The sequence below is a fragment of the Paractinoplanes globisporus DSM 43857 genome, assembly GCF_000379645.1.
GTDB lineage: Bacteria > Actinomycetota > Actinomycetes > Mycobacteriales > Micromonosporaceae > Actinoplanes > Actinoplanes globisporus.
On record NZ_KB903328.1, the window covers coordinates 133,647 to 156,074 of the forward strand.

General features: G+C 72.6%; 21 protein-coding genes and 1 pseudogene. 9 read left to right on the forward strand and 13 right to left on the reverse strand.

All coding sequences use genetic code 11. The features are described 5' to 3' along the window. Nucleotides 1-4: 4 nt before the first annotated feature. The 3 genes and pseudogenes from A3CQ_RS0137735 to A3CQ_RS0137745 all read right to left on the reverse strand — a co-directional run. Nucleotides 5-727: an ABC transporter permease gene (locus A3CQ_RS0137735; RefSeq protein ID WP_020516151.1), complete on the reverse strand. Its 723-nt coding sequence runs from the start codon at nucleotides 725-727 to the stop codon at nucleotides 5-7. Next, entirely contained in the window at nucleotides 724-2,196 is a 1,473-nt protein-coding gene (locus tag A3CQ_RS0137740) for a DUF1349 domain-containing protein (RefSeq protein ID WP_020516152.1), read from the reverse strand. Before A3CQ_RS0137740 ends, A3CQ_RS0137735 begins: the two co-directional genes overlap by 4 nt. A gap of 56 nt (nucleotides 2,197-2,252) precedes the next feature. After that, nucleotides 2,253-2,903, reverse strand: a pseudogene (locus A3CQ_RS0137745) (ABC transporter ATP-binding protein); the annotation flags it as partial. A gap of 95 nt (nucleotides 2,904-2,998) precedes the next feature. Here A3CQ_RS0137745 and A3CQ_RS0137750 point away from each other — a divergent pair. Together A3CQ_RS0137750 and A3CQ_RS0137755 are read left to right on the forward strand one after the other, a co-directional pair. Beyond that, the gene (locus A3CQ_RS0137750; RefSeq protein ID WP_020516154.1) at nucleotides 2,999-4,102 is read left to right on the forward strand and encodes a sensor histidine kinase; all 1,104 of its coding nucleotides are present in this window, start codon (nucleotides 2,999-3,001) and stop codon (nucleotides 4,100-4,102) included. Beyond that, nucleotides 4,099-4,758, forward strand: a complete 660-nt coding sequence (locus tag A3CQ_RS0137755; protein WP_020516155.1) for a response regulator transcription factor — start codon at nucleotides 4,099-4,101, stop codon at nucleotides 4,756-4,758. The genes A3CQ_RS0137750 and A3CQ_RS0137755 overlap by 4 nt, the downstream gene beginning before the upstream one ends. 62 nt (nucleotides 4,759-4,820) lie before the next feature. Here the strand turns inward: A3CQ_RS0137755 and A3CQ_RS0137760 are convergent, their stop codons facing one another. Both A3CQ_RS0137760 and A3CQ_RS61310 read right to left on the reverse strand, forming a co-directional pair. Continuing rightward, nucleotides 4,821-5,069, reverse strand: a complete 249-nt coding sequence (locus A3CQ_RS0137760) for a hypothetical protein (protein ID WP_020516156.1) — start codon at nucleotides 5,067-5,069, stop codon at nucleotides 4,821-4,823. 149 nt (nucleotides 5,070-5,218) lie between these two features. Continuing rightward, a complete protein-coding gene (locus tag A3CQ_RS61310) occupies nucleotides 5,219-5,362 on the reverse strand; it encodes a hypothetical protein (RefSeq protein ID WP_157296817.1) in 144 nt (47 codons plus the stop codon). 80 nt (nucleotides 5,363-5,442) lie between these two features. On the opposite strand from A3CQ_RS61310, the gene A3CQ_RS58110 reads away from it, so the two are divergent. Beyond that, nucleotides 5,443-6,951: an alkaline phosphatase family protein gene (locus tag A3CQ_RS58110; RefSeq protein ID WP_020516158.1), complete on the forward strand. Its 1,509-nt coding sequence runs from the start codon at nucleotides 5,443-5,445 to the stop codon at nucleotides 6,949-6,951. 20 nt (nucleotides 6,952-6,971) lie between these two features. Here A3CQ_RS58110 and A3CQ_RS0137775 read toward each other — a convergent pair whose 3' ends face one another. Together A3CQ_RS0137775 and A3CQ_RS0137780 are read right to left on the reverse strand one after the other, a co-directional pair. Further along, the gene (locus A3CQ_RS0137775) at nucleotides 6,972-7,616 is read right to left on the reverse strand and encodes a GNAT family N-acetyltransferase (protein WP_020516159.1); all 645 of its coding nucleotides are present in this window, start codon (nucleotides 7,614-7,616) and stop codon (nucleotides 6,972-6,974) included. Between the two features lie 27 nt (nucleotides 7,617-7,643). Beyond that, on the reverse strand, nucleotides 7,644-8,642 hold the full coding sequence (locus A3CQ_RS0137780) for an aldo/keto reductase (RefSeq protein ID WP_026206658.1): 999 nt from the start codon (nucleotides 8,640-8,642) through the stop codon (nucleotides 7,644-7,646). A 102-nt stretch (nucleotides 8,643-8,744) separates the two neighbouring features. Between A3CQ_RS0137780 and A3CQ_RS0137785 the strand changes: the two genes are divergently transcribed. After that, entirely contained in the window at nucleotides 8,745-9,620 is an 876-nt protein-coding gene (locus A3CQ_RS0137785) for a helix-turn-helix transcriptional regulator (RefSeq protein WP_020516161.1), read from the forward strand. Here the strand turns inward: A3CQ_RS0137785 and A3CQ_RS0137790 are convergent. Beyond that, entirely contained in the window at nucleotides 9,579-10,409 is an 831-nt protein-coding gene (locus A3CQ_RS0137790) for an MmyB family transcriptional regulator (RefSeq protein WP_020516162.1), read from the reverse strand. The genes A3CQ_RS0137785 and A3CQ_RS0137790 overlap by 42 nt on opposite strands. A gap of 103 nt (nucleotides 10,410-10,512) precedes the next feature. Between A3CQ_RS0137790 and A3CQ_RS0137795 the strand changes: the two genes are divergently transcribed. Further along, on the forward strand, nucleotides 10,513-11,352 hold the full coding sequence (locus tag A3CQ_RS0137795; protein ID WP_020516163.1) for an SDR family oxidoreductase: 840 nt from the start codon (nucleotides 10,513-10,515) through the stop codon (nucleotides 11,350-11,352). A 14-nt stretch (nucleotides 11,353-11,366) separates the two neighbouring features. On the opposite strand, the gene A3CQ_RS0137800 is transcribed toward A3CQ_RS0137795, so the two are convergent. The 3 genes from A3CQ_RS0137800 to A3CQ_RS0137810 all read right to left on the reverse strand — a co-directional run bounded on the left by A3CQ_RS0137800 (nucleotide 11,367) and on the right by A3CQ_RS0137810 (nucleotide 16,717). Continuing rightward, nucleotides 11,367-12,104: an MBL fold metallo-hydrolase gene (locus A3CQ_RS0137800; RefSeq protein WP_026206659.1), complete on the reverse strand. Its 738-nt coding sequence runs from the start codon at nucleotides 12,102-12,104 to the stop codon at nucleotides 11,367-11,369. Between the two features lie 19 nt (nucleotides 12,105-12,123). Next, nucleotides 12,124-13,809, reverse strand: a complete 1,686-nt coding sequence (locus tag A3CQ_RS0137805; RefSeq protein WP_020516165.1) for a dynamin family protein — start codon at nucleotides 13,807-13,809, stop codon at nucleotides 12,124-12,126. A gap of 397 nt (nucleotides 13,810-14,206) precedes the next feature. Beyond that, a complete protein-coding gene (locus A3CQ_RS0137810; RefSeq protein WP_020516166.1) occupies nucleotides 14,207-16,717 on the reverse strand; it encodes a glycoside hydrolase family 2 TIM barrel-domain containing protein in 2,511 nt (836 codons plus the stop codon). A 101-nt stretch (nucleotides 16,718-16,818) separates the two neighbouring features. On the opposite strand from A3CQ_RS0137810, the gene A3CQ_RS0137815 reads away from it, so the two are divergent. Both A3CQ_RS0137815 and A3CQ_RS63280 read left to right on the forward strand, forming a co-directional pair. After that, nucleotides 16,819-17,124, forward strand: a complete 306-nt coding sequence (locus A3CQ_RS0137815) for a hypothetical protein (RefSeq protein WP_020516167.1) — start codon at nucleotides 16,819-16,821, stop codon at nucleotides 17,122-17,124. A 56-nt stretch (nucleotides 17,125-17,180) separates the two neighbouring features. Beyond that, the gene (locus A3CQ_RS63280) at nucleotides 17,181-18,698 is read left to right on the forward strand and encodes an HNH endonuclease signature motif containing protein (RefSeq protein ID WP_020516168.1); all 1,518 of its coding nucleotides are present in this window, start codon (nucleotides 17,181-17,183) and stop codon (nucleotides 18,696-18,698) included. A 180-nt stretch (nucleotides 18,699-18,878) separates the two neighbouring features. Here the strand turns inward: A3CQ_RS63280 and A3CQ_RS55475 are convergent, their stop codons facing one another. Continuing rightward, a complete protein-coding gene (locus A3CQ_RS55475; protein ID WP_020516169.1) occupies nucleotides 18,879-19,613 on the reverse strand; it encodes a class I SAM-dependent methyltransferase in 735 nt (244 codons plus the stop codon). Nucleotides 19,614-19,650: 37 nt separating this feature from the next. On the opposite strand from A3CQ_RS55475, the gene A3CQ_RS58115 reads away from it, so the two are divergent. Together A3CQ_RS58115 and A3CQ_RS55485 are read left to right on the forward strand one after the other, a co-directional pair. Further along, entirely contained in the window at nucleotides 19,651-20,244 is a 594-nt protein-coding gene (locus A3CQ_RS58115; RefSeq protein WP_020516170.1) for a TetR/AcrR family transcriptional regulator, read from the forward strand. A 278-nt stretch (nucleotides 20,245-20,522) separates the two neighbouring features. Beyond that, on the forward strand, nucleotides 20,523-20,834 hold the full coding sequence (locus tag A3CQ_RS55485; RefSeq protein WP_157296819.1) for a hypothetical protein: 312 nt from the start codon (nucleotides 20,523-20,525) through the stop codon (nucleotides 20,832-20,834). A 1-nt stretch (nucleotide 20,835) separates the two neighbouring features. Here A3CQ_RS55485 and A3CQ_RS0137840 read toward each other — a convergent pair whose 3' ends face one another. Continuing rightward, nucleotides 20,836-22,395, reverse strand: coding sequence for a beta-N-acetylhexosaminidase (locus A3CQ_RS0137840; protein ID WP_020516172.1), 1,560 nt, complete (start codon nucleotides 22,393-22,395; stop codon nucleotides 20,836-20,838). Nucleotides 22,396-22,428 lie beyond the last annotated feature (33 nt).

The window sequence follows — 22,428 nt, forward strand, 5'->3', positions numbered from 1 at the left end:
CAGGCTACACATCCCGCAGTCGAAGGGTGAGCGCCCCGATCCCGAGCGCGGCGACCGCCCAGGCGGCCGCCACCCCGAGCCCGGCCCACGGTCCGATCGGCAGGCCGGCGAGGTCCACCGTGGATTCGATGGTCTGGCCGGCCGTGGACGGCGACACCTTGTAGAGCCAGCGCTGCCAGTCCGGGTTGAGGAACATGGTCAGCACGGCCGGGGCCAGCAGCAGGCCGAGGACGACGCCGGTGCCGGCCACCGCGCTGCGGACCGTGGCCGCCGCGCCCAGCCCGATGAGCGCGATGAGGCACAGGTAGATCACGGCGCCACCGGCCGCGCGCAGCACCGTCCCGCTCGCGAGCGACGGATAGTCCGTGGCGAACCGGTGCCCGGCCACGACCGAGGCGACGATCGCCGGCACGCTCGCCGCGAGCACCCCGGCCAGCAGCAGCACGGCCTTGGCCGCCAGCACCTCCAGGCGGCGGGGGAGCGCGGTGAACGTCGTGCGGATCAGGCCGGTGCCGTACTCGCCGGCCAGGATCTGCACCGCCCAGACCGCGACCGCGGCCTGGCCCAGCTCGACGCCGAGCAGGCTCGAATGCACCACGTCGGCACTTTCCGCCGTGCTCGCGGCGACCGAGACGCCGGCGGTGAGCACGGCGATCAGCGGCACGGCCAGGTAGGCGTCGGGGACCGTGCGCAGCTTCGTCCACTCGGCGCGCAGCGCGGCCCTCACGCGTCGCTCCGCCGAGCACGCAGCACGGCCAGGCCGAGCATCGCGGCGCCCCAGGCGGCCAGCACCGCCAGCCCGGCCCACGGCGCGAGCGGGTAGTAGCCGTCGGCCGGCGTGTAGGGCTTCGCCACCTGGTGGTACGCGGGCAGGACCTGCTGGAACGCGAACCCGGCCGCGGGCGTCAACCGCAGCAGCCACTGGCCGGCCGCCGTCGGCAGCAGCGAGGTGGTGGCCAGCAGGTAGGGCAGGACGAGCAGGACGACGGCAAGGGCGATCGCGAGCACGCCCCGGCGAAGAGCGGCTCCCACCGCGTACGCGAAAATCGCCGCGAGCGAAAGCAGCAAGGCCGCCCCGACGATGACCCTGATCTGTGTGCCGGCGCTCGTCGGCAGCAGGTTGACGTGGTTCGACCGCACCACGTGTGCCCCGAGCGGCACGATGATCGCGGCGCCGATCAGCCCGCAGACGAACGTGATCGCGCCGATCACGGCCGCCTTGGCGGTCAGCACCCGGCCACGCCCCGGCATCGCGGCGAACGTGGTCCGGATCAGGCCGCGGCGGTACTCGCCGGTGATGAACAGGACGGCCACGATGATCACGGCCATGAGCGCCACGATCATCCCGGTGAGCGTGAAGGCGATGGTCGGGCCGCCCTCCTGGGCAGCGGGCGCGATGTCGCCGCTGCCCGAGACGGTGATCCGGCCCTGGTCCTGGGTGAAGCCGGCCGGCTGGTCGTTCTTCTCCCAGTCGGTCTGCATGCCGTTGTCGCCGACCTCGGTGAAGGCCCACTTACCGGTGCGGTCGACGCTGTCGAAGACGGCCGTGGCCTGGGTGAACCGCGCCTGTACAAGGCTGCCGCCGCGCGGGCTGGCGACCGACGTGACGTTCTGCGGCGAGGCCACGAACAGCCCGATGTCCACCGGCTTGGGAAGATCCTTCAGGGTCGCCGTGCCGACCGTCGACCAGGCGGCGCCGTCGGCGGAGGCGTACGCCGTGATCGTGTCACCGGCGCGGGCGAGGCGCAGCCAGGAGGCGTTGGCCGGGCCGGCCTTGTCCTCGGTGAAGTCGTGCTGGAGGCGTACCCCGTGCTCGCCGGTGAGCATGACCGCGGCGTAGGTGGCGCCCTCCTTCGTCCCGTCCTTCACCATGATCCCGGCCTTGGCCCACGGGACCAGCCCGTTCACGATCGTGTCGTGGTTGGGCGGGGGATAGGTGATGATCCCGGTGAAGGCGGCGACGTGCGCGGTCAGCTCGCCGTCGCCGTCGAGCGTCTGGTGCACGTACGAGAAATGGTCGTCCACGGCCTCCCCGCCCGGCCCGGTCGGCGTCGGCGGGCACGGCCGACCCATGCAGTCCTGCTGAATGCCGGACGCGCCGAGCAGGCCGAGCCCGACGATCGCCAGGAACGCCACCGCGATCCCCGCCACCCAGGCCCGTACGCTGCGGAACTTGGTGAGCTCGGCGCGGATCATCGCAGCACCCCCGTGCCCCGGGTGAGCTCGAGATACGCCGCCTCGAGCGACCCGTACCGCCCGGTGAGATCGGCCGTCGACGACGACTCGACCACCGTCCCGGCCCCGACCAGCACCACGTGCCCGGCGACGTCCTGCAGCTCGCTCATCAGGTGGCTGGAGACCAGCACGGCCCGGCCCTCGGCGGCGAGCGACCGCAGCAGCCCCCGCATCCAGACGATGCCCTCCGGGTCGAGCCCGTTGAACGGCTCGTCCAGCATCAGCACCGGCGGATCGCCGAGCAGCGCCGCCGCGATCCCCAGCCGCTGCCGCATGCCCAGCGAGTACCCGCCGGCCCGGCGCCGCGCCACCGGCCGCATCGCGGTCAGGTCGAGCACCTCGTCGACCCGCTTCGCACCCAGCCCCTGCGACTGGGCCAGCCACAGCAGGTGGTTGCGCCCCGAGCGGCCCGGCTGCAGCGCGCCCGGGTCGATCAGCGCGCCCAGGTGGGTGAGCGGGTTCCTCAGGCTCGCGTACGGCCGGCCGCCGACCAGGGCGGTCCCCGAGTCGGGCCGGTCCAGGCCGAGGATGACCCGCATGGTGGTGGACTTGCCGGCGCCGTTGGGCCCGACGAAGCCGGTGACCAGTCCCGGCCCGGCCGTGAACGTCATGCCGTCGAGCGCGACCGCGGCGCCGAACCGCTTGTGCAATTCGCTGACTTCGATGATGGCTTCCATGGCCGAAGTTCTACGGATCCGGGCCTAACGGGGGCGCGACAGTCAACGTCATGTGTTTGTTAGGCCGGGCACGGCATGCTTGGCCGATGGGTGTCCGGACGCGTTACACGATCCTGTACGGGGCGATGATCCTGGTGACCGGTCTCGGCCTCATCGCGATCATCGGGGCGTTCGGCAGCCGCAGGACCTCGCAGGCCCACGTCGGCAACACCCCGGCCCCGGCCGCCGAGCAGATCGAGCGCCTGCAGCAGCAGCTGGCCTCGGCCGACGAGGCGCACAGCCGGCAACTGCTGCTCGGCGTGGTCACCGGGCTGGTCGTCACGCTGCTGCTGTCGCTGCTGCTGGGCCGCTTGCTGGCCGGCCGGGTGCTGAAGCCGCTGCGGGTGCTCACGGCCGCGACCCGGCGCATCTCCGCCGACAACCTGCACGAGCGGCTCGCGGTGGGCGGCCCGGCCGACGAGGTGAAGGCCCTCGCCGACACGATCGACGAGCTGCTGGCCCGGCTGGAGGAGTCGTTCGCGGCGCAGCGCCGGTTCGTCGCCGACGCCTCGCACGAGCTGCGCACCCCGCTCGCCACGATGCGGGCGTCGCTGGACGTGGCGATGGCCAAGCCGGGCCCGGTGCCGGCCGAGACCACGGTGCTGTCCGACCGGATCCGGGCCGAGCTCGACCGGGTCGACCGGCTCCTCGAGGGCTTCCTGCTGCTGGCGCGGGCTCAGCACGGCGCGCTCGACGACCGCTCCGCGGTCTCTCTCGGCGCCCTGGCGGGTGATGCTCTGCGTGCTTCCGGTTCCGCCCTCCCCGTGTACGCCGATCTGGACGCCGACGTGGTGACCAGGGGAAATCCGGTCCTGCTCGCCCGGCTCGTCGAGAACGTCATCGACAACGCCGTGCGGCACAACGTCCCGGGCGGCTGGGTGCGGGTCTCGGTCGCCGCGGCCGATCCGTCGGAGGCGCGGCTCGTGGTCGAGTCGAGCGGGCCGGTGCTGGATCCCGCCCGGGTCGCCGAGCTGGGCCGGCCGTTCCAGCGGCTGGGGACGGAACGGACCGGCAGCGGCACCGGGCTCGGGCTGTCGATCGTCGCGGCCGTGGCGTCGGCGCACGGGGGCACGGTGTCCCTGTTCGCGCTCCCGGCCGGCGGGCTGCGGGTGACCGTGACGCTGCCGCTGGCCGTGGCGGTGCCGGCATGAGGGTGCTCGTCGTCGAGGACGCGCGGGCGCTGGCCGAGGTGGTCGCCGAGGGCCTGCGCGACCAGGGGATGGCGGTCGACATCGCGTACGACGGCCTCACCGCCGCCGAGAAGATCGACCTCAACGCGTACGACGTCGTGGTCCTCGACCGCGACCTGCCCGGCCTGCACGGCGACACGCTCTGCCAGATGATCACTTCACGGGACGAACGCTCGATGGTGCTCATGCTGACCGCGGCCGGCACGGCCGACGACCGGGTCCGCGGCCTGACCCTGGGTGCCGACGACTACCTGGCCAAGCCCTTCCACTTCCCCGAGCTGGTGCTGCGCGTGCGCGCCCTGGCCCGCCGCCAGCCGGCCGCCCGCCCCCGCACCCTGCGCGCCGGTGGCCTCGAGCTGGACCCGATCACCCGCACCGCCACCCGCAACGGCGTCCAGCTGCACCTCTCGGTCAAGGAGTTCGCCGTCCTGGAGGCCCTGATGCGCGCGGCGCCCGCCTTCCTGAGCAGCGAGGCCCTGCTCGAGGAGGTCTGGGACGAGAACGCCGACCCCTTCACCAACACGGTCACCGTCACCGTCGGCCGCCTGCGGCGCAAACTGGGCGACCCCCCGGTCATCACAACCACCCCAGGCGTCGGCTACCGCATCGCGGTCTAGGCGAGCGTGCTCCTCCGGCCATGCGCCCACCATTGGCCGGCCGGGACAAAAGAACACCGTTGTCAGCAACTGTCAACACCGACGCAGAACCAGACTCGATCGTTGGAGGAGAGGACGTACCGGTTGCCGCCCACGCGATACTGGACCCGTACCGATTTGAACTTGTACATGCCCGCCTTCGCGCCGCGCACCCCGAACAGCACCTCGTAGCCGGTGCCCGGCCGGCCGTTCCACGGCCCGACCGTGCTGCCTTTCGCCGGGACCGACTGCGCCGGCGAATCGAAGCCCTTGGCGCTGCCGATGATCGTCACTCCGCCGCCCTCAGGAATGGCGTACAGCCGGACGTCGACAACTTCCAGGCCCGTGGTGTCACCATCCGGGACCAGTCCGATGCTGTCGATCTTTGCCGGCCGCGCGCAACATCTCCGCCCGAGGCCTCGGGTCCGGACGGCGTCCAGATCTAGAATCCGCCGGCGCCCGGCGGGATCTTGGAGTCGGTGTTGACCTTGTCGCAGCGGGTGCACTGCTGGAACTGGCCGCCGTCCTCGGTGGAGCGAGTCCGCCACTTGTGCCAGCCCAGGCGACAGCTCATCGGCCTGCCCATGTCCCGCAGGCTACGCCGTTCCGGTGATCCCTCGCGTCGTCCGTCCGGTGTAGCGTCCGGCCATACCCAGGGGAGGTCGCGTGGCGGGCCGGGAACGCATCGAGCACATCGTCGTCCTCATGATGGAGAACCGGTCGTTCGACCATCTCATCGGATTCCTCGACCACGACAGTCCCGACTACCCGCGCCTCGACCGGATCGACGTCTCCTGCCCGGAGGACCCGAAGCGGCCCGGCAGTCCGCGGGTGCGCCCGACGCCGACCGCGTCACCGGTGCTCGGCACCGACCCCGACCACTCGCACCAGGCTGTCATGGACCAGATCGCCGGCGACCCGCCGATGTCCGGCTTCATCGCGTCCTATCTGCACAAGATCAAGCACGGCACGTCGCGGCCGATGTCCTGGTGGCAACGGGCCCTGAACGCGGTTCTCGGCTTCCTCAAGACGGCCTGGTCCCGGCTGACCCGCCGCCGCGGCCCGATCCCGGCCCAGGCCCGCGACATCATGCGCTGTTTCCCGCCGGCCGAGATCCCGGTGCTCGGCTTCCTCGCCAAGCAGTACGCCGTGCTGACCGGCTGGCACGCGTCCGTGCCCGGCGAGACCTGGCCCAACCGGCAGTACGCGCACGCCGCCACCTCCCACGGCACGGCCAACATCAAGGTGGACTTCTACACCGACACGACCGTCTTCGAGCGTCTCTCCGAGGCCGGTCGCACGTGGTCGATCTATGTGGACGGCGTGGCGCAGGTCTGGGCGTACCCGAAGCTCTGGATGAACGGCACCGACCATTTCCACGACATGGACCGTCTGCTGGACGACATCCGCCGCGGGACGCTGCCCGACTACGCCTTCATCGAGCCCAACCACGGTTTCGGCCCGGGCGAGGGCAACAGCCAGCACCCCGGCAACAACCTCGTCTCGGGCGACAGCTTCACGGCCGGCGAGGCGCTCATGGCCCGCGTCTACAACGCGCTGGTCGCCAGCCCGGAACTGTTCGCCTCGACGTTGCTGCTCATCACCTACGACGAGCACGGCGGCTTCTTCGACCACGTGGCGCCGCAGACCGTGACCCCACCCGACAAGCACCAGGACCACGGCTTCGACTTCTCTTTGAGCGGCGTACGGGTGCCGGCCGTCGCTGTCTCGCCGCTGATCCCGGCCGGGACCGTCAAGGGAATCTTCTACGAACACGCGTCGATCCCGGCCATGGTCCTGCACCAGTTCGCCCCCGGCACTCCCTCGCTGACCGAGCGCGACGCCCACTCCGCCGACCCGCTCGACGAGCTGCGCCTGCTGCCGGCCCCGCGCACCGACATCCGCCCGGTCCCGGAGCCGGCCCGTCGCCCGGCCGTCGCGCCACCGGCCCGCGTCCACCTCATGAACGACTTCCAGGGCAGCCTCGTCGACCTGGCCGGCGGCGTGCACAACGCCCTCGAGGAGAGGCGCACCCTCACCGCGGCCCGGACCGATGAGCCACCCCAGTTCCGGCACAAGACCAGCACGAAGACGGCGGCCGAGACCGGTGTCCTCATCCCGGGCTCGGAGGCGAGCGAGGTGGTCGACGAGGTCGTCAGCGCGTTCGTCGACTAGCGCCTGCGCCGGCGCAGGCGCTAGGGCGTCGTCGCGATCAGCACGTCGGCGACCGGCCGCCAGCCGAGCCTGCGGTAGAGGTGCTGGCCCTCCTCGCTGGCGATGAGCAGGCCGTGCTCGGCGCCGGCCTCCAGGGCGGCTCCGGCCAGCGCGCCCATCACCACCCCGCCCAGTCCGCGGCGGCGATGGGCCGGCATGGTCTCGATCCGGTCGGCGATCGCGTCGGCGCCGGTCAGCCCGATCGTGCCGCGCGCCGCCACCTCGCCCGGCCGCCCGTCGCCCCGGACCGTGGCGGTGATCGCGGCGCCGCCCTCGACCTCCAGGCGATACGGCTCGGCCGGTTTGCTCTCCGGGTGGTCGCGCAGCTCGATGACCATCAGCTGTTCCGCGCGCTTGAGCAGCACCAGCCCGGCCTCGGCGAGGGCGGCGGCGGCACGCTCCGGCGCGCTCGTCGGGACGGTCAGCCAGGTGATCTCGCGCTCCGCGTGCACCCGCTCGGCCAGCCGCCGTACCGACCCCAGATCGTCGCCGTCGAACGCCACGTACTCGACGTCCCGGCCGGGCTGCAGGCCCCGCACCCGCAGCCCGTCGCCGAGGTCGTCCGCGGCCGGCAGCCCCCGGGCGACGGTCCACCCCCGCTGCCACCGCATCACCAGCTCACGCATGGCGCGAGCGTACGTGGGCCCGGCGCCTCAGTTCCCGACGCCCAGGCTGGACATGAACGCGGCCGGGTAGCGATCGCCCCGGGCCGAGCCCACCGGGACGGCCTTCTCGATCTCGGCCAGGTCGTCGGCGGTGAGTGTCACGTCGAGGGCGGGCAGCGCCTCGGCCAGCCGCACGCGGGTGCGGGCGCCGGCCAGCGGCACGATGTCGTCGCCCTGTGCGGCCACCCAGGCGATGGCCAGCTGGGCGACCGTGCAGCCCTTCGCCTCCGCGATCCGGCGGAGGGCGTCGACGAGGGTGAGGTTGTGCTCGACGTTGCCGGCCGAGAAGCGGGGGCTCATGCCGCGCATGTCGCCGGGGCCGGCCGCCCGGTCGGCGTTCCAGTGCCCCGAGATCAAACCACGACCCAGCACGCCGTACGCCGTCAGTCCGATGCCCAGCTCGCGCAGTGCCGGCAGCACCGACGGCTCCACCGCGCGCGACAGCAGCGAGTACTCGATCTGCAGGTCGGCGATCGGGTGGACGGCGTGGGCGCGGCGAATCGTGTCGGCACCGACCTCGGAGAGGCCCACGTACCGGACGTACCCCTCATCGATCATGTCCTTGATCGCCCCGACCGTGTCCTCGATCGGGACCGCCGGGTCGAGCCGGGCGGGCCGGTAGATGTCGATGTGGTCAACACCCAGGCGATTCAGCGAGTACGCGAGGAAGTTCTTCACCGCGGCGGGCCGGCCGTCCTGACCGCCGTGCGCCCGGCCCGGCCCCCGCAGCTGGCCGAACTTCACGCTCAGCAGGTAGCTGTCCCGATCGCGGCCGCGCAGCGCCTCGCCGAGCAGCATCTCGTTGTGGCCCATGCCGTAGAAGTCGCCGGTGTCGATCAGCGTGACGCCCGCGTCCAGGGCGGCGTGCACGGTGGCGATCGCCTCGTCGCGGTCCGGTTCGCCGTACGCGCCGGCCGACATGCCCATCGCGCCCAGGCCCAGCGCGGAGACGGTGGGGCCGGTCCGGCCCAGAGTTCGTGTCTGCATGTCCCCACCGTGCGCCGGATTCCGGTCCGGCGGGAGCGGAGCGCTCATCGTGGGAGCGCCGCTCCCTGTCTCCCGCGCCGGGTAGGAGGGGACGATGGGGTCATGCAGCGTGACCAGCTCGCCGACTTCCTGCGCCGCCGCCGCGAGGCGATCCGCCCGGCCGAGGTCGGCATCGCCGCCGGCCCGCGCCGCCGCACCGCCGGCCTGCGCCGCGAGGAGGTGGCGATGCTGGCCGGCATGTCGGTCGACTACGTCGTGCGGCTCGAGCAGGGCCGCAGCAGCCAGCCGTCGACCCAGCTGCTCGGCGCGCTGGCCCGCGCGCTTCGGCTCTCCGACGACGAGCGCGACCACCTGTTCCACCTGGCCGGGCACCAGCCGCCGCCCGCCGACGGGGTGGCCCGGCTGGCCCGCGCGGGGTTGCTGCGCCTGCTCGACCTGCTCGGCGACACCCCGGCCATGGTCGTCTCCGACCTCGGCGAGGTTCTCGCGCAGAACCGGGCGGCGCGGCTGCTGATGAGCGACCTCACCGGCTACACCGGTTATCGGCGGTACCTCGCGTACCGCTGGTTCACCGAGAATTCCGTACGCGATGTGAACCCGCCCGAGGAGCGGGAGCGGCACGCTCGCAGCATGGTCGCCGACCTGCGCGCGGCGGCCGGCCGGCGCTCGGGCGACCCGGTGGTCACCGCGCTGATCGAGCGGCTGTGCGCCGACAGCGAGGACTTCCGGCGGCTGTGGGCCGAGCACGAGGTGGCGGTGCGACGGGCCGACCGCAAGACGTTCGTGCACCCGCGGGTCGGCCCGGTCGAGATGGACTGCGAGACCCTGCTGACCCCCGACCTGGGCCAGGAGCTGCTCGTGCTCACCCCGGCCGGCGACGAGTCCCGCGAGCGCCTCGACCTGCTGCTGGTGCTGGGCGTCGAGGAGTTCCCCGGTTCAGTGGTAGGAGGGCTGAGCCGTCCCGGGTTTGAGCGTTGACCCCAGCAGGGACAGGGCGTCGGCGCTCGGTGAGCCCGGCACGGCGTGGTAGACGACCAGCAGCTGCCCGTCGGCGCCGGTGACCGCGAACTTCTCGTACCGCAGCTCGAGATCGCCGACGACCGGGTGGCGCATCCGGTGCACGCCGCCGCCGGGGTGCGGTGCGGCGTCGTGGCGCGACCAGAGGCGGCGGAACAGGTCGCTCTTCACCGACAGCTCGCCGACCAGGTCGGTCAGCCGCGGATCGTCGACGTCGGGGCCGGTCATCAGGCGCAGCGCGGCGACCAGGCTGCCTATCCGCTGCTGCCAGCCGGGGAGGAACTCCTGCACGGCCGGGTCGAGCAGCACGGCCCGCAGGATGTTGCCGCCCGGCGTGAAGATCGGCGACAGCGCCACCGCCAGGTCGTTGGCCGCCAGCACGTCCTGGAACGGTCCCTGGACGTACGCGGGAGTGGTCTGCCAGGCATCGAGCAGAAGTTGTACGCCGGGCCGGACCCGCTCGGGTCTGCGGCGCCGCGGCGCCGACGGGGTGCCCAGCGCGTGCAGGTGCGCGGTGGCGTCCTCGTCGAGCCCCAGCGCCCGGGCGATCGCGTCGAGCACCTGCGGCGACGGACGGCGATCGCGGCCCTGCTCGAGGCGTGTGTAGTACTCGGTGCTGATCCCGGCGAGCATGGCCAGCTCGTCCCGCCGGAGCCCGGGCACCCGCCGATGCCCGTTGTCGCGCAGCCCGGCGTCCTCGGGGCGGATCAGCTCGCGCCGGGCACGCAGGTACTCCCCGATCAGGTTCACGCTCACGACGATAGGCCGCGCCGGGCCGGGAAGGGTGGCCCTGCCGGCACCCCCCTCAGCGGAGGAATGGCTGGTCACGCGGCAGCGGGCGACGCTACGAGGCATGACTGAACGAACGTGGCTCGTCACCGGCGCGAACAGCGGTTTCGGCCGGCACCTCAGCGAGCAGCTGCTGTCCCGCGGCGATCGTGTCCTCGGCACCTTCCGGGCGAAGGGCAGCGTCGACGACCTGGCCGAGCGCTGGCCGGCCACCTTCCACGCCGCCCACCTCGACATGACCGACCCGGACGAGATCACCGCGGTGGTCGATCAGGCGTGGGCCACGCTCGGGCGTGTCGACGTCGTGGTCAGCAACGCCGGGTACGGGCTCATGGGCGCGGCCGAGGAGCTCACCGACGAGCAGGTCGTGCACCAGATCGCGACCAACCTGACCGGCTCGATCCGGCTGATCCGGGCCGCGCTGCCGCACCTGCGCCGGCAGCGCGCCGGCCGGATCCTGCAGCTGTCGTCGGTCGGCGGGCAGGTGGCGTGGCCGGGCGGATCGCTCTACCACGCCACCAAGTGGGGCGTGGAGGGCTTCGCGGACGCGGTGGCCGGCGAGGTCGCCCCGTTCGGCATCGGCGTCACGATCGTCGAGCCGGGCAGCGCGCGCACGAACTTCCGCTACGGCAGCTCGGTGCTCGCCGACCGGATCGAGGCGTACGACGACACGCCGGCGAGCCGGATCCGCGGCATCCTCACCGAGCGCACCGCCCAGGGCATCGGCGACGCGGCCCGGATGGCGAGCGCGATGATCGCGAGCGTCGACGTGGAGCCGGCGCCGCGCCGCCTGGTGCTGGGCAGCGACGCGTACGAGGCCATGGAAAGCGCCCTGGCGGACCGGCTCGCCGACGTCCGCGGGCAGCGCGAATCGGCGGCGGCGACGGACGACCCGCGGACCTGACCGGCCCGGACCCGCTACGACAGGCTGGCCGCCAGCTGCTTCAGCGCCGCGCCCGCGCCCGCCGTCAGCGGGGTCCCGTGTCCACAGAGGATCGCCTTCACGTCGAGCTCGGCGAGCTTGCGCACGGAAGCGTTCGCCTGCGCCTCGTCCGCGGTGAACTCGGGGTTGGAGCCGGTCAGCCCCGCCTCCGTGCGCAGCGCGTCGCCGGCCACGAGGATTCCGGTGGCCGGCTCGAAGAGGGAGATGTGCCCGAGCGTGTGCCCCGGCGTGTTGACGATCCGCATCCCGAACAGCTCGTCGCCGTCCTTGAGCGGCTTCAGCTCCTTCTCCGCGATGATCGACGCGAGGTCGCCCTCCCCGGCGTAGATCGCGGCGTTCACCTTCGGACCGATCTCGGGGAGCCCGCCCACGTGGTCCTGGTGCTGGTGGGTGAGCACGATGTGCTTCACCGAGCGCCAATCCGCGCCGGCGGACTTGAGCCCTTCCTCGATCGCGTTGGCGGAGCCGGGGAGGCCGAGGTCGACGATCGCCACCTCGGCGCCGCGAACGAGGATGTACGCCGACACGGCCGCCATCGCGACCCGCCGCCAGTCACCCGCGACCGCCCCGCTGGCCGCCGGGACCGGCGAGGGCGGGGGAGTGGCGGGTGTGTCCGGATTGTCGGAGGTGCAGCCGGCCAGGACGGTGATGCCGAGAACGCCGGGCGCGGTCGTGAACAGCAACCGCCGGCGGGTCAGTCGAAGATCCCCCATGACCGTCGATTATGGCCTGTCAGGCGACGCTGTGGCGGGACAGCTCGTCGAGAACCTTGTTCAATGTCTCCCGGGACGACTCGGCCGCCTCGGCGTCCGGCCGGCCGGCGCGCAGCCGGAGCAGCCGTTCCCGCCGTGCCTCCAGCAGATCGGGCACGGCCTCGGCCACGTACTGCCGGGCCGCGCCCACTCGCCGGCGCAGCTCGCCGTCGAACGCCGACTTGGCCTCGGCGACCGCCGCCTCCACCCAGGTGGAAAGCCGGGTGCGCCGCTGCGCGCCGACCTCGCCGCGCAGCCGCCACCACCCGGCGCTGGCGGCCAGCGCGATGTCCGCGCCGACGACACCCGCGCCGGCCAGCAGCGACAGCACCATCGCCGAGCCCGTGACCAGGCCGGTGAGTGTGGGCAGCAGGTCACGGGCGCGGGCGGCCTCCTCGCTCTCCCCGGCCGTGCGGCGCGGGCCGAGCGGTTCGGGCGTGCGCAGCCGCGGGCCGAGCTCGGCGGCCGGCGGCAGCAGCACCTCGTCGCGGAGGCTGTCGCGCACCGCCTCGAGGATGCTGTCCTGCGTCTCGTCCAGCGCGGACACCCCGGCCACGGCCAGGCCGATCGCGAGCCGCGGCGCCAGCGTGTCCAGCTCGCCGGCGGGCCCCGAGTCGGCGGTGTCGCGATACCGGTTGCCGAGTCCGTCCGCGTACGCGGCGAACCGCTGGGTGGCCGTGTTCCGGGCCTCCTCGAAGCGCGCGCCGAGCAGCCCGCCGCCGTCGAGCAGGGTGGTTACGGTGGCGATCTCGGCGTCGATCAGCTCGTCCGGCCCGGCCAGCCGGTCGAGATGGGCGAGCAGCTCCCGGGTCACGGCCGTGGTGCGGTGGGCCTGCGCGGCGGACCGGCGCCGGCGCATCGCCGCCGTGGCCGAGTAGGTGAGCAGGTCGACCAGCTGCCGGGTGCCGGCCAGCTCGGTGAGACGGACCGAGACATGCTGCGGGGTGCCGGGCCGGCCCGCCTGCTCGGCGAGCCGGGCCGAGGTCGCGAAGACCGGGATCCGGGCCAGGTCGGGGTGGGAGGCCAGCCGGCGGCGGGTCTCGGCGAGCGCGCGGTCGTGCCCGATCACGTCGCTCTTGTTGACCGCCACCACGATCGTCTCGATGTGCTGGGTGGCGACGCTCAGGAAGCTGAGCTCGTTGTCGCCGATCGGCCCGGCGGCGTCGCTGACGAACAGCAGCGCGTCCGCGTGCCAGGCCGCGTGCGGGCCGCCCACCCCCGGGGTGTCGACCAGGACGAGGTCGCGCAGGATCGGCGCGTCGAGCCGAGCGTCGACGCCCAGCACCGATTCGGTGATTTCATTCAGCGACACGTACGCGTGCAGGTCGCCGAGCGCGATCGGCCGGCGGCGCGGCGAGCCGGGGTCGCGCGCGTCGGTGATCAGCGCGGTGAGGCCGTCCTCGGGACCGTACCGGAACTCGATCCAGCCGGCGGTCGTCGGCCGGCTCCCGACCGGGCTCAGGCCGGGCCGCCCGAGCAGGCTGTTGATCAGCCGGGACTTGCCGCGTCCCGGGGCACCGGAGACCACCACCCGCGGCGGGCGCGGCGTCTCGCGGCCGCCGGGCGCGGCGGGCAGCAGCGCGGCGAGGTCGTCCCGCCCGAGCCTGAGCGCCTCGGCACGCACGAGGGCGATCAGGTCGGCGAGTCCGGTGTGCGGGTCGGTCACGCGGCGCCTCCGGGGGATCGGCGGGGGAGTTCGGTCCGGGCTCCCCGGGCACGACGCCGGCCATGAACAGCGGTCAAGTATTACGTACCCATTGCAAGAAGCCTTTCCATGGTGGACCAGCGCCGCAAGAGCCACACGGTCGATGATCCGCTCCCGTCCGTCGGGTTTCCCCGATCGCCACGTCACCAAACGCCCATCACCCTTCCGGGCGGGGCGTTTCGGTCGCGCTTCATCCCTTCGCGTGGGCTGCGGTTCAGTCCTTCGCGCGGTCTGCGGTTCAGTCCTTCGCGCGGACTGTGGTTCAGTCCTTCGCGCGGGCCGGCCGTTAGCCCTTCGCGTCGGCGGGGGTTCAGTCCATCGCGCGGGTCGCGGTTCAGTCCTTTGCGCCGGCCGCGGTTCAGTCCTTCGCGCGTACGGGAAGGGAGATCTCGGACGGACGCAGACCCGGCGCCGACGCGGTCAGCGTGACCACTCCCGGGGTCTTCGCGGGCCGCAGGATCGCGAGCGCGCGGCCGTGCCAGGTGTGGCGCCGGGGCCGCCGGAAGCTGTCGGCGTTGTGCGGGTTGCCGTTACCCACCGCGGCCAGCGTGCCGGCGCCGCGCACGGCGAACTCGACCCGATGGACCGCGTCCGGGACCAGCCGCCCGTGCGCGTCGACGATGGTGACCAGGACGTGGGCGAGGTCGTCCCGGCTCGTGGTGAGCTTGCGCGTGTCGGGGACGAGCCGGATCGCGGCGGCCGGGCCGGTGGTGCGCAGCGTGCGGCGGCCGATCTCCCGGCCCTGCCGGCTCGCGATCGCGGTGAGCTCGCCCGGCCGGTAGCCGGCGGTCAGCGCGACGGCGCAGCGCTCGGGCACGCCCTCGGCGACCGGCTCGCCGTCGAGCAGCAGCCGCACGTGGTCGCCCGGGGTGTAGACGCGCGCCACCATCGGGTGCCCGTCCGGAACGTTCCAGGTCCAGCTCTCGAGCTCGTCGTAATAGCCCCACCAGACCGCGACCTGTTCGGTGCCGGGCTCGACCGGGCGCTCGACCAGCAGCTCGACCGGGCTCACGCCGGTGACGGCCGCCCGCCAGTGGTTCTGCGGCTTGCGCTGTCCGATCAGGTCGAGATCGCCGCAATTGCCTTGGAAGTAGGGATACGGGTAGCCGAAGCCGCCCCAGCCGTGGTGCAGCAGCCGCGCGATCGACCAGCCCGGCATCACGCTCTGGTCGCCGATCGAAGCGGCCGTGCCCGCGGGCGCCATGAGGGTCTTACCTATGCCCGACTCGCCGAGATAGTCCATTGCCGCCCAGATCCAGGTGCCGACCGCCCACGGGTTCGCGTCGACGAAGACCGCGTCCTGGTGGATCGTCGCCGGGAACCCCTCGCTGTGCGTCATCGGCTTGTCCGGATGCGCGGCGTGCATCTGCGCGTAGCCCTTGCCGTTCGCGTTGTAGTGCACGTCACCGATGTCGACGTAGGACCAGGACGGGTCGTCGGCGGTGAAGGTCGAACCGCCACCGAGTGTGATCGGCCGGGTCGCGTCGAGCGTCCGCAGTAGCTGCGCCATCTGCGCGCCGCGTACCCCGCCGGTGTTGTCGGTGATCTCGTTGCCGAGCGACCAGATCACGACGCTCGGGTGGTTGCGGTCGCGCCGGATCATGCTGGTCAGGTCGCGCTCCCACCACTGCGCGAAATGCACCGAGTAGTCCTGCGGCGTCTTGCCGGTGTCCCACATGTCCACGAACTCGTCCATGACCAGCATGCCGAGCCGGTCACAGGCGTCGAGCAGGGCGGTCGAGGGCGGGTCGTGCGCGGTGCGCAGCGCGGTGAAGCCGGCCGCCTGCAGCAGTTCGACCCGGCGCTCCTCGGACCGGCCGAGCGCGACCGCGCCCATCGGGCCGTTGTCGTGGTGGATGCAGCCGCCGACGACCTGGACCGGCCGGCCGTTGAGCCGCAGTTGCCCGTCCCAGGTCAGCTCGCGGATGCCGAAGGTGGTCTCGGTGGCGTCGCCGGGCCGGCCGTGGTGCAGCAGCTCGGCGTGCGCCGTGTAGAGGTGCGGGTGCCCGGTGTCCCACAGTGCCGGCCGGTCCACGCTGAAGTCGATCGGCGTGCCGGGTGCCGCCTCACGGCGAGCAACCGGATGATTCCAGGGGTCGCGCAGGGTGACCCGGACCAGGTCCGGGGGTGGTCCATCCAGGTCGATCTCCACACGTACGGTGGCACGCCGCTCCGTCACGACCGGCGTTGTCACGGTGAGGCCGGACAGCGGAATGCGCGTGGCGCCGGTGACGGTCAGCCACGTGTGGCGGTAGATGCCCGACCCCGAATACCACCGGCTCGTCTGGCCGCTGTTGTCGACCCGGACCGCGACAACGTTCGTCCCGCTTACCAGGTGCGGGGTGACGTCGAAGGCGAACGGCGTGTACCCGAACGGGTGGAAGCCGAGGTGGACGCCGTTGAGCCAGACGTCCGCGTTCTGATAGACGCCGTCGAACCGCAGCTCCACCCGGCTCCCCGGGTTGTCGAAGTGCTTGCGGTACCAGCCGATGCCCCCGACCGTGTACCCGGTCGAGCCGCCCCCGGTGCTGGCGGCCGGGTCGAACGGCCCGATCACCGCCGGGGGAGCGGGTTGCGCCGGCGGGATCTGGGTGGTGAGCACCGAGGCGTCCGCCGTGACTGCCCCGTCGTCGGAGATCGCGTACGGGAGATCCTCGATGCCCCAGTCGTGCGGCAGGTCGAGCCGGCGCCAGCCGTCGTCGTCCAGCCCCGGCAACTCGCCGCCCGCCACCTCGCCCCGGGCGAACAGCCACCCCTCGTCGAAGCTAGTCTCCCGCCGCGGCACCACCGGCCCGGCCGCGGGCAGCTTGGCGGCCACGGTCGCGCCCGCCGCCAGTTGCAGGGCCCGTCGCCGGCTGATCCCAGGCATGCCGCCTCCCCCTATCGCATTCAAGCGTATGAATATCCTCCGGCCCACTGAACCGGTCAACCTCCGCTGTTCCGATCCGTCCGCGGTGTACGGTCGGTGCCATGCGCGTTCCCACGGCGGCGATCACCGCCGGCTCCCTGATCGGCGGCTGGCAGCTGGCCCGCCGTACCGGCATCCGCCCGCTGGGCGGCGTAGTCCTGGCCGCCGGCGGCGTGCTGGCCGGCCGCGAGTGGGCCCGCCGCACCAACCCGGCCGTGACCGGCGCCCTGGTGGCGACCTACGTAGTGGCCTTCGGCCTGTCCCACCCCCTGGCCAAGCGCATCGGCTCCTGGCCATCGGTCCTGGCCGTCTCGGCCGTGACCGCCGCCGCCTCCTACGCGGCCGCCGACCGCCGCGCGGCACCCTGACGCCGCCCTTTGCTTGATCAACCATTTTTGTCGTACGCATGTTCGATACTTGACGCATGCTCGACGAGGTCACGCGCTGGGGTGAGGAAGCGGCCAAGGCCGCCGGCCGCCCGCTGTGGCCCCTGCCCGACGCCGAGCTGCTGGATCTGCTGCGAGCCGTCCATCGGTTGCAGCAGGCGAGCGCCACCCTGCAGATCCGCGTCATCCGCGAGACCACGGCCCGCAACCTGCCCGCTCAGTACGGCCACCGTACCGTCCCCAGCTGGCTGCGCGACCTTCTGCGCCTCGATCCGCAGCCGGCCCGTGAGTTGGCCGAAGCCGCGGCGGCCCTAAGTTCCCGACCGGCCGCCGAGCAGGCGCTGCTCGACGGCGTGATCGACCTGCGCCAGGCCACCGTGATCGCCAACGCGGTAAACGCTCTCCCCGCCACCCTCGCCGACCTACAGGCCGATGCGCACCCGGACACCGACCCAGACGCGAACCCGGACACCGGCGAGGACACCACCCCGATCGATGGCCACGCTTGTGGCCCGCACGATGCGCCCGATGCCCTCGCCGAGCAGGCGGAGGCCACGCTGATCGGCATGGCCACCCAGTTCCCCGCCCACCAGCTACGCAAGCTAGGCGACCGCATCCTGGCCCACCTCGCCCCGCAGATCGCCGACCAGGCCGACGAGTCAGCCCTGCGCCGAGCGGAGGCCCGCGCCCACCGTCAACGCTGCTTCACCCTGTCGATGCCCGTCGACGGCATGGTCCGCCTCTCCGGCGCGCTAGGCATTGAGGACGCCGCCATCGTCACCGCCGCCCTGCAGCCCTTGTCCGGCCCGGCTCCCGGCGACGACCGTTCCTTCCCCCAACGCCGCGCCGACGCCCTGGTAGATGTGTGCCGGCTGGCGCTACGCACCGCCGAACTCCCCCACGACGGCGGCGAACCACCCCAGCTAGCGCTGACCATCCGGTTCAACCCACTCGCCGCCGCGGTATGCGCGGTTCCGTCGGGCGCGGTTCCGTCGGTCGCGGTTCAGTCGGGTGCGGGTCGGCCGGGCACAGGTCGGTCGGGCGCGGGTCGGTCGGGCGCGGGTCCGGTGGGCTCGGGTCGGTCGGGCGCGGGTTCGCCGGGCGCGCAGGGTGTCGGTGCGCTGGGCCCGGGCATACTGCCCAACGGTGAGCGGATTTCCGCAGCGACCGTGCGACGGCTGGCGTGCGACGCTCGCATCCTGCCGCTGGTTCTCGGCGGCACCTCCCAAGTGCTCGACGCCGGGCGCGGTCGGCGCCTGGCCCACGGCGCGCTCCGCCGCGCCCTGACTGTCCGCGACGGCGGTTGCGCTTTCCCAGGCTGCGACCGCCCCGCCCGCTGGTGCGACGCCCATCATCTGCGCTCCTGGTCAGATGGCGGCCCCACCGACCTGGACAACCTCGTGCTGCTCTGCCGGCACCATCACCGCCTGCTGCACGCCCCCGACGGCGGCTGGCGCGCCGAACTCGGCACCGACCGGCTCCCGACCTTCGTGCCACCACCCTGGATCGACCTGCAACAACGACCGCGCCGCAATCTCTACCACCCGCGGACGTAAGCGCACCCCACACGCGACGAGACACGGCGCTCCCCGGCGCCGCCCATCAGCGCGGAACCCCGCCGCAGAACTCGACGGCCACCGTGTGGAGCTCAAGCGGCCACCGTGTGGAGCTCAAGCGGCCACCGTGTGGAGCTCAAGCGGCCACCGCGTGGAGCTCAAGCGGCCACCGCGTGGAGCTCAGGAAGCGGTGCGACTGGGACGGGATGCTTCCGCGGTCACCACGCGGGTGGGCGGATGCATCGACCAGTGGAGGCCGGAGACGCGGACGTCCGAGGCGCCGGCCGCCCGGAGCGCGTCCGCGTAGCCGGCTGTGGCCTCGAAGTCGAGGATCACGATGTGGCCGCCGGGGCGCACGACCCGGGCCAGCTCGGTGACCGCGCCGGCCCGGTCGGCGGGCGGCAGGTTGTGGATGGCGAGGCTGGCGAGGGCCAGGTCGAAGTCGTTGTCCGGGAACGGCAGTTGCCGCATGTCGCCGTCGTGCGCGTCGACTCGGTCGGCGACGCCGGCGGCGCGGGCGTTGGCCAGCAGCGCCTCGCGCCCGTTGCCGGACTGGTCCTGTGGTCGCCAGATGTCGACCCCGGCGAGCCGGCCGGACGGGATCCGGCGGGCGGCGGTCACCAGCACCGCCCCGCGCCCCGGGCCGACCTCGATGACCCGCTCGTCGCCGCGCAGGGGGAGGTCGGCGAGGGCACGCTCCCACACGCGCCGTTTGCCGACGAGGCTGCTGTAGACCATCCACAGCGACTGGGTCAGGAGGGTGAGAGCGGTGAGCAGCAGCACCGTGGCGATCACGTACGCCCACCAAGCATTCGCGAGCGCGTAGACGAAGCCGCTGACCACGGTCAGCACGACGCCCAGCGCGGCGAAGGTTCGCACGACCCCGGGCGCGTCGATTCCGTACTTCTCTCGCATCTTTACACCGTAAAGCGCGCTCCTTTACGGTGTAAAGATGCTGAGCCGTGCCGCAATCGTCGAGGCGGCGATCGCCATGGTCGACGGGGAGGGACTGGAAGCTCTGTCGATGCGCAAGCTGGGCCGCGCGCTGGGTGTCGAGGGCATGGCGCTCTATCACCACTTCGCGAGCAAGACCGAGCTGCTCGACGAGGTCCTGGCCACGATCGCGCCCGAGCCCCCGGCGCCGACCGGCGACTGGCGGGCCGACCTGACCGTCCTCAGCCACCAGTACCGCGACATGGTCAACGCCCACCCGCGCCTGCTGCCCGTGTTGCTGTCCCGCCCGAGCCGCCACGAGCGGGCCGCGGCGACCCTCGAGGCGCAGTACGGCGCGCTCAAACGGGCCGGCCTCAGCGGCTCCGCGCTGCTCGACGCCCACCGCACGTGGGGCGGCTACGTGATCGGCTACCTGGTCGTCGAGCAGCAGGGCCGCGCCGCCGGCGCCGAGTGGCGCCCACCGCTCGGCCCGCGCGCCCCGATCACCGCCGAGCTCGACCCCTACCAGGCCGCCCGCGACTGGGACGAGCAGTTCGCCATCGGCCTGAGCCTCCAGCTCGACGCGATAGCCGCCCTGGCCGGCATCGCGTAACGGAGCCGGCATCGCGTGACGGAACCGGCATCGCGTAACGGAGCCCGAAGTCAGTCGGCGAACCGACATGTCCGGCGTCCGCTCTTGATATTGCACGCGACCGCAGCCGAGAGACCCTATAGGTACGCCGGCGGGCCGGCGCAGAACGCATCCGAGAGGCGGACCGCCGTGAGCACAAAGCACCTGGTCGTGCACCGATGATGCCTTCGTTGACGTCCTGGTACCGATTGCGGAAGCGGGGCCGGTGGCGTCGCCGGGGACGGCGCGAGAAGACGGCGTTGCGCCGACTCGATCTTGCGCTACGGAACCCCTCAAAAGCCGCACCGCCGCTCACCACGGTGCCGTCGATCGAGCAGATCGCGTACGACCTCCGCCGCCTTGACCAGCAGCGCCGATCGCCAACCGTCGCGCAGTCCGACCGTTGGCTGGCCGCGGTCAAGCATGCCTACGACCAACGACTGACGCTGGCCTGCGCGGCGCTCGGCATCACCGAGCATCTTCATGCGCTGGAGGGCATGGATCGGGACCTCGAGCGGCTGCGTGTCGAATCCGAGCTGCGGGACAGTGGAATCCGCGTGTCGAACGACTGAGCTAGCCGGCCCAGTCGATCTGGGGTGAGTGGTAGAAGTTGACGTCCTGCGCGACCCAGCGCGAGCCGTACGCTCCGAGTCGCGCCCGGAACGAGTCCCAGTCGTGCGAGTGGGACCAGCCGAGCTCGGCGATCGCCGCGAGCCGGGGGAACGCCATGAACTGGATGTCGTCGAGCGAGCGCAGCGTCTCCGACCACAATGGCGCCTCGACGCCCAGCACCGCGCTCGCCGGCACGTCGCTGAGCAGGGTGCCGGGGTCCCAGTCGTACGCGGTCCGCACCTCGATGTAGCCCGCCCAGTCCAGGCCGAGCACGGTCGACGGGTCGTACTTCTGGTCGAGGTAGGCCTTGTTGGCCGGCGACATGACCACCTTCGTGCCCTTGGCCACGGCGGCCGCGAGCGTCGGGTTCGAGGTGTCCAGACCCCAGTACTGCGCGACGGCGGACGAGGCCGCCGGCGCCGCCGCGATCTCGTTCCAGCCGTACGCGGTCTTGCCGTACTTCGCGACCAGCGGCAGCACCCGCTGTTCGAAGGTCAAGTAGTCGGCGGGAGTGGTCGCCTGCGCCTCGTCCCCGCCGATGTGCAGGTACGGCCCGGGCGTCATCGCGGCCAGCTCGCGGATCACGTCCTCGACGAACTTGTACGTGACCTCCTTGCCGATGCAGAGCGAGCTGTAGCCGACGTCGGTGTCGGTACGCGGCGGCGGCGCGACCCCGTCGCAGGTCAGCTCGGGATACGCCACCTGGGCCGCGTTCACGTGCCCCGGCATGTCGATCTCCGGCACGATCGTCACGTACCGCGCGGCCGCGTAGCGCACCAGGTCCCGGTACTGGGCCTTGGTCAAGTATCCGCCGCCGACCCCGTCCACCCCGGTGCCGGGCGCGCCGCCGACCGTGGTCAGCCGCGGCCAGGAGTCGATCTGGATCCGCCAGCCCTGGTCGTCGGCGAGGTGCAGGTGCAGGTAGTTGACCTTGAATCGGCTGAGCTCGTCGATGTACGCCTTGATCTCGTCCGGCGTGTGGAAGTGCCGGGCCTCGTCGAGCATCGCCCCGCGATAGCCGAACCGGGGATAGTCCACGATGTCCCCGCCCGGCACCGTCCACCGGGCCCGCTGCGGTGTCGCGGCGTCGATCGCGGCCGGCAGCAGCTGCCGCAGGGTCTGCACGCCCGCGTAGAGCCCGGCGTTCTCGTTGGCCCGGAGCGTGACCCCCGACCGGCGCACACTCAGCCGGTAGCCCTCGGCGCCCAGCTGCCCGCCCGCGTGCCCAGGAACCAGCGCGATCGCCGGCACGCCCGCCGGGGCTTGAGCCATGATCGGCAGTCGATACCCGGTGGCCGGCCGCAGCGCCGAAGCGAGCCGATCGGCGACGTTCCGGGCCGACGACGGCGACTCGATGACCGTCCGGGCCGTCAGCGAGAACGTCGAGCCGTCGGCGTGCACCGAGACCGGCGCCGGAATCACGCTGCCGAGGGTCACCCGGGGAGGTGCGGCCGAGGCGGCGGCCGGAGCGGCGGTCAACGGCAGGGCGCAAGCGAGCAGAGCGGCGAGAGTGACGCGCATGACCCGACGCTACATAAAGCCGCGTCGATCTGT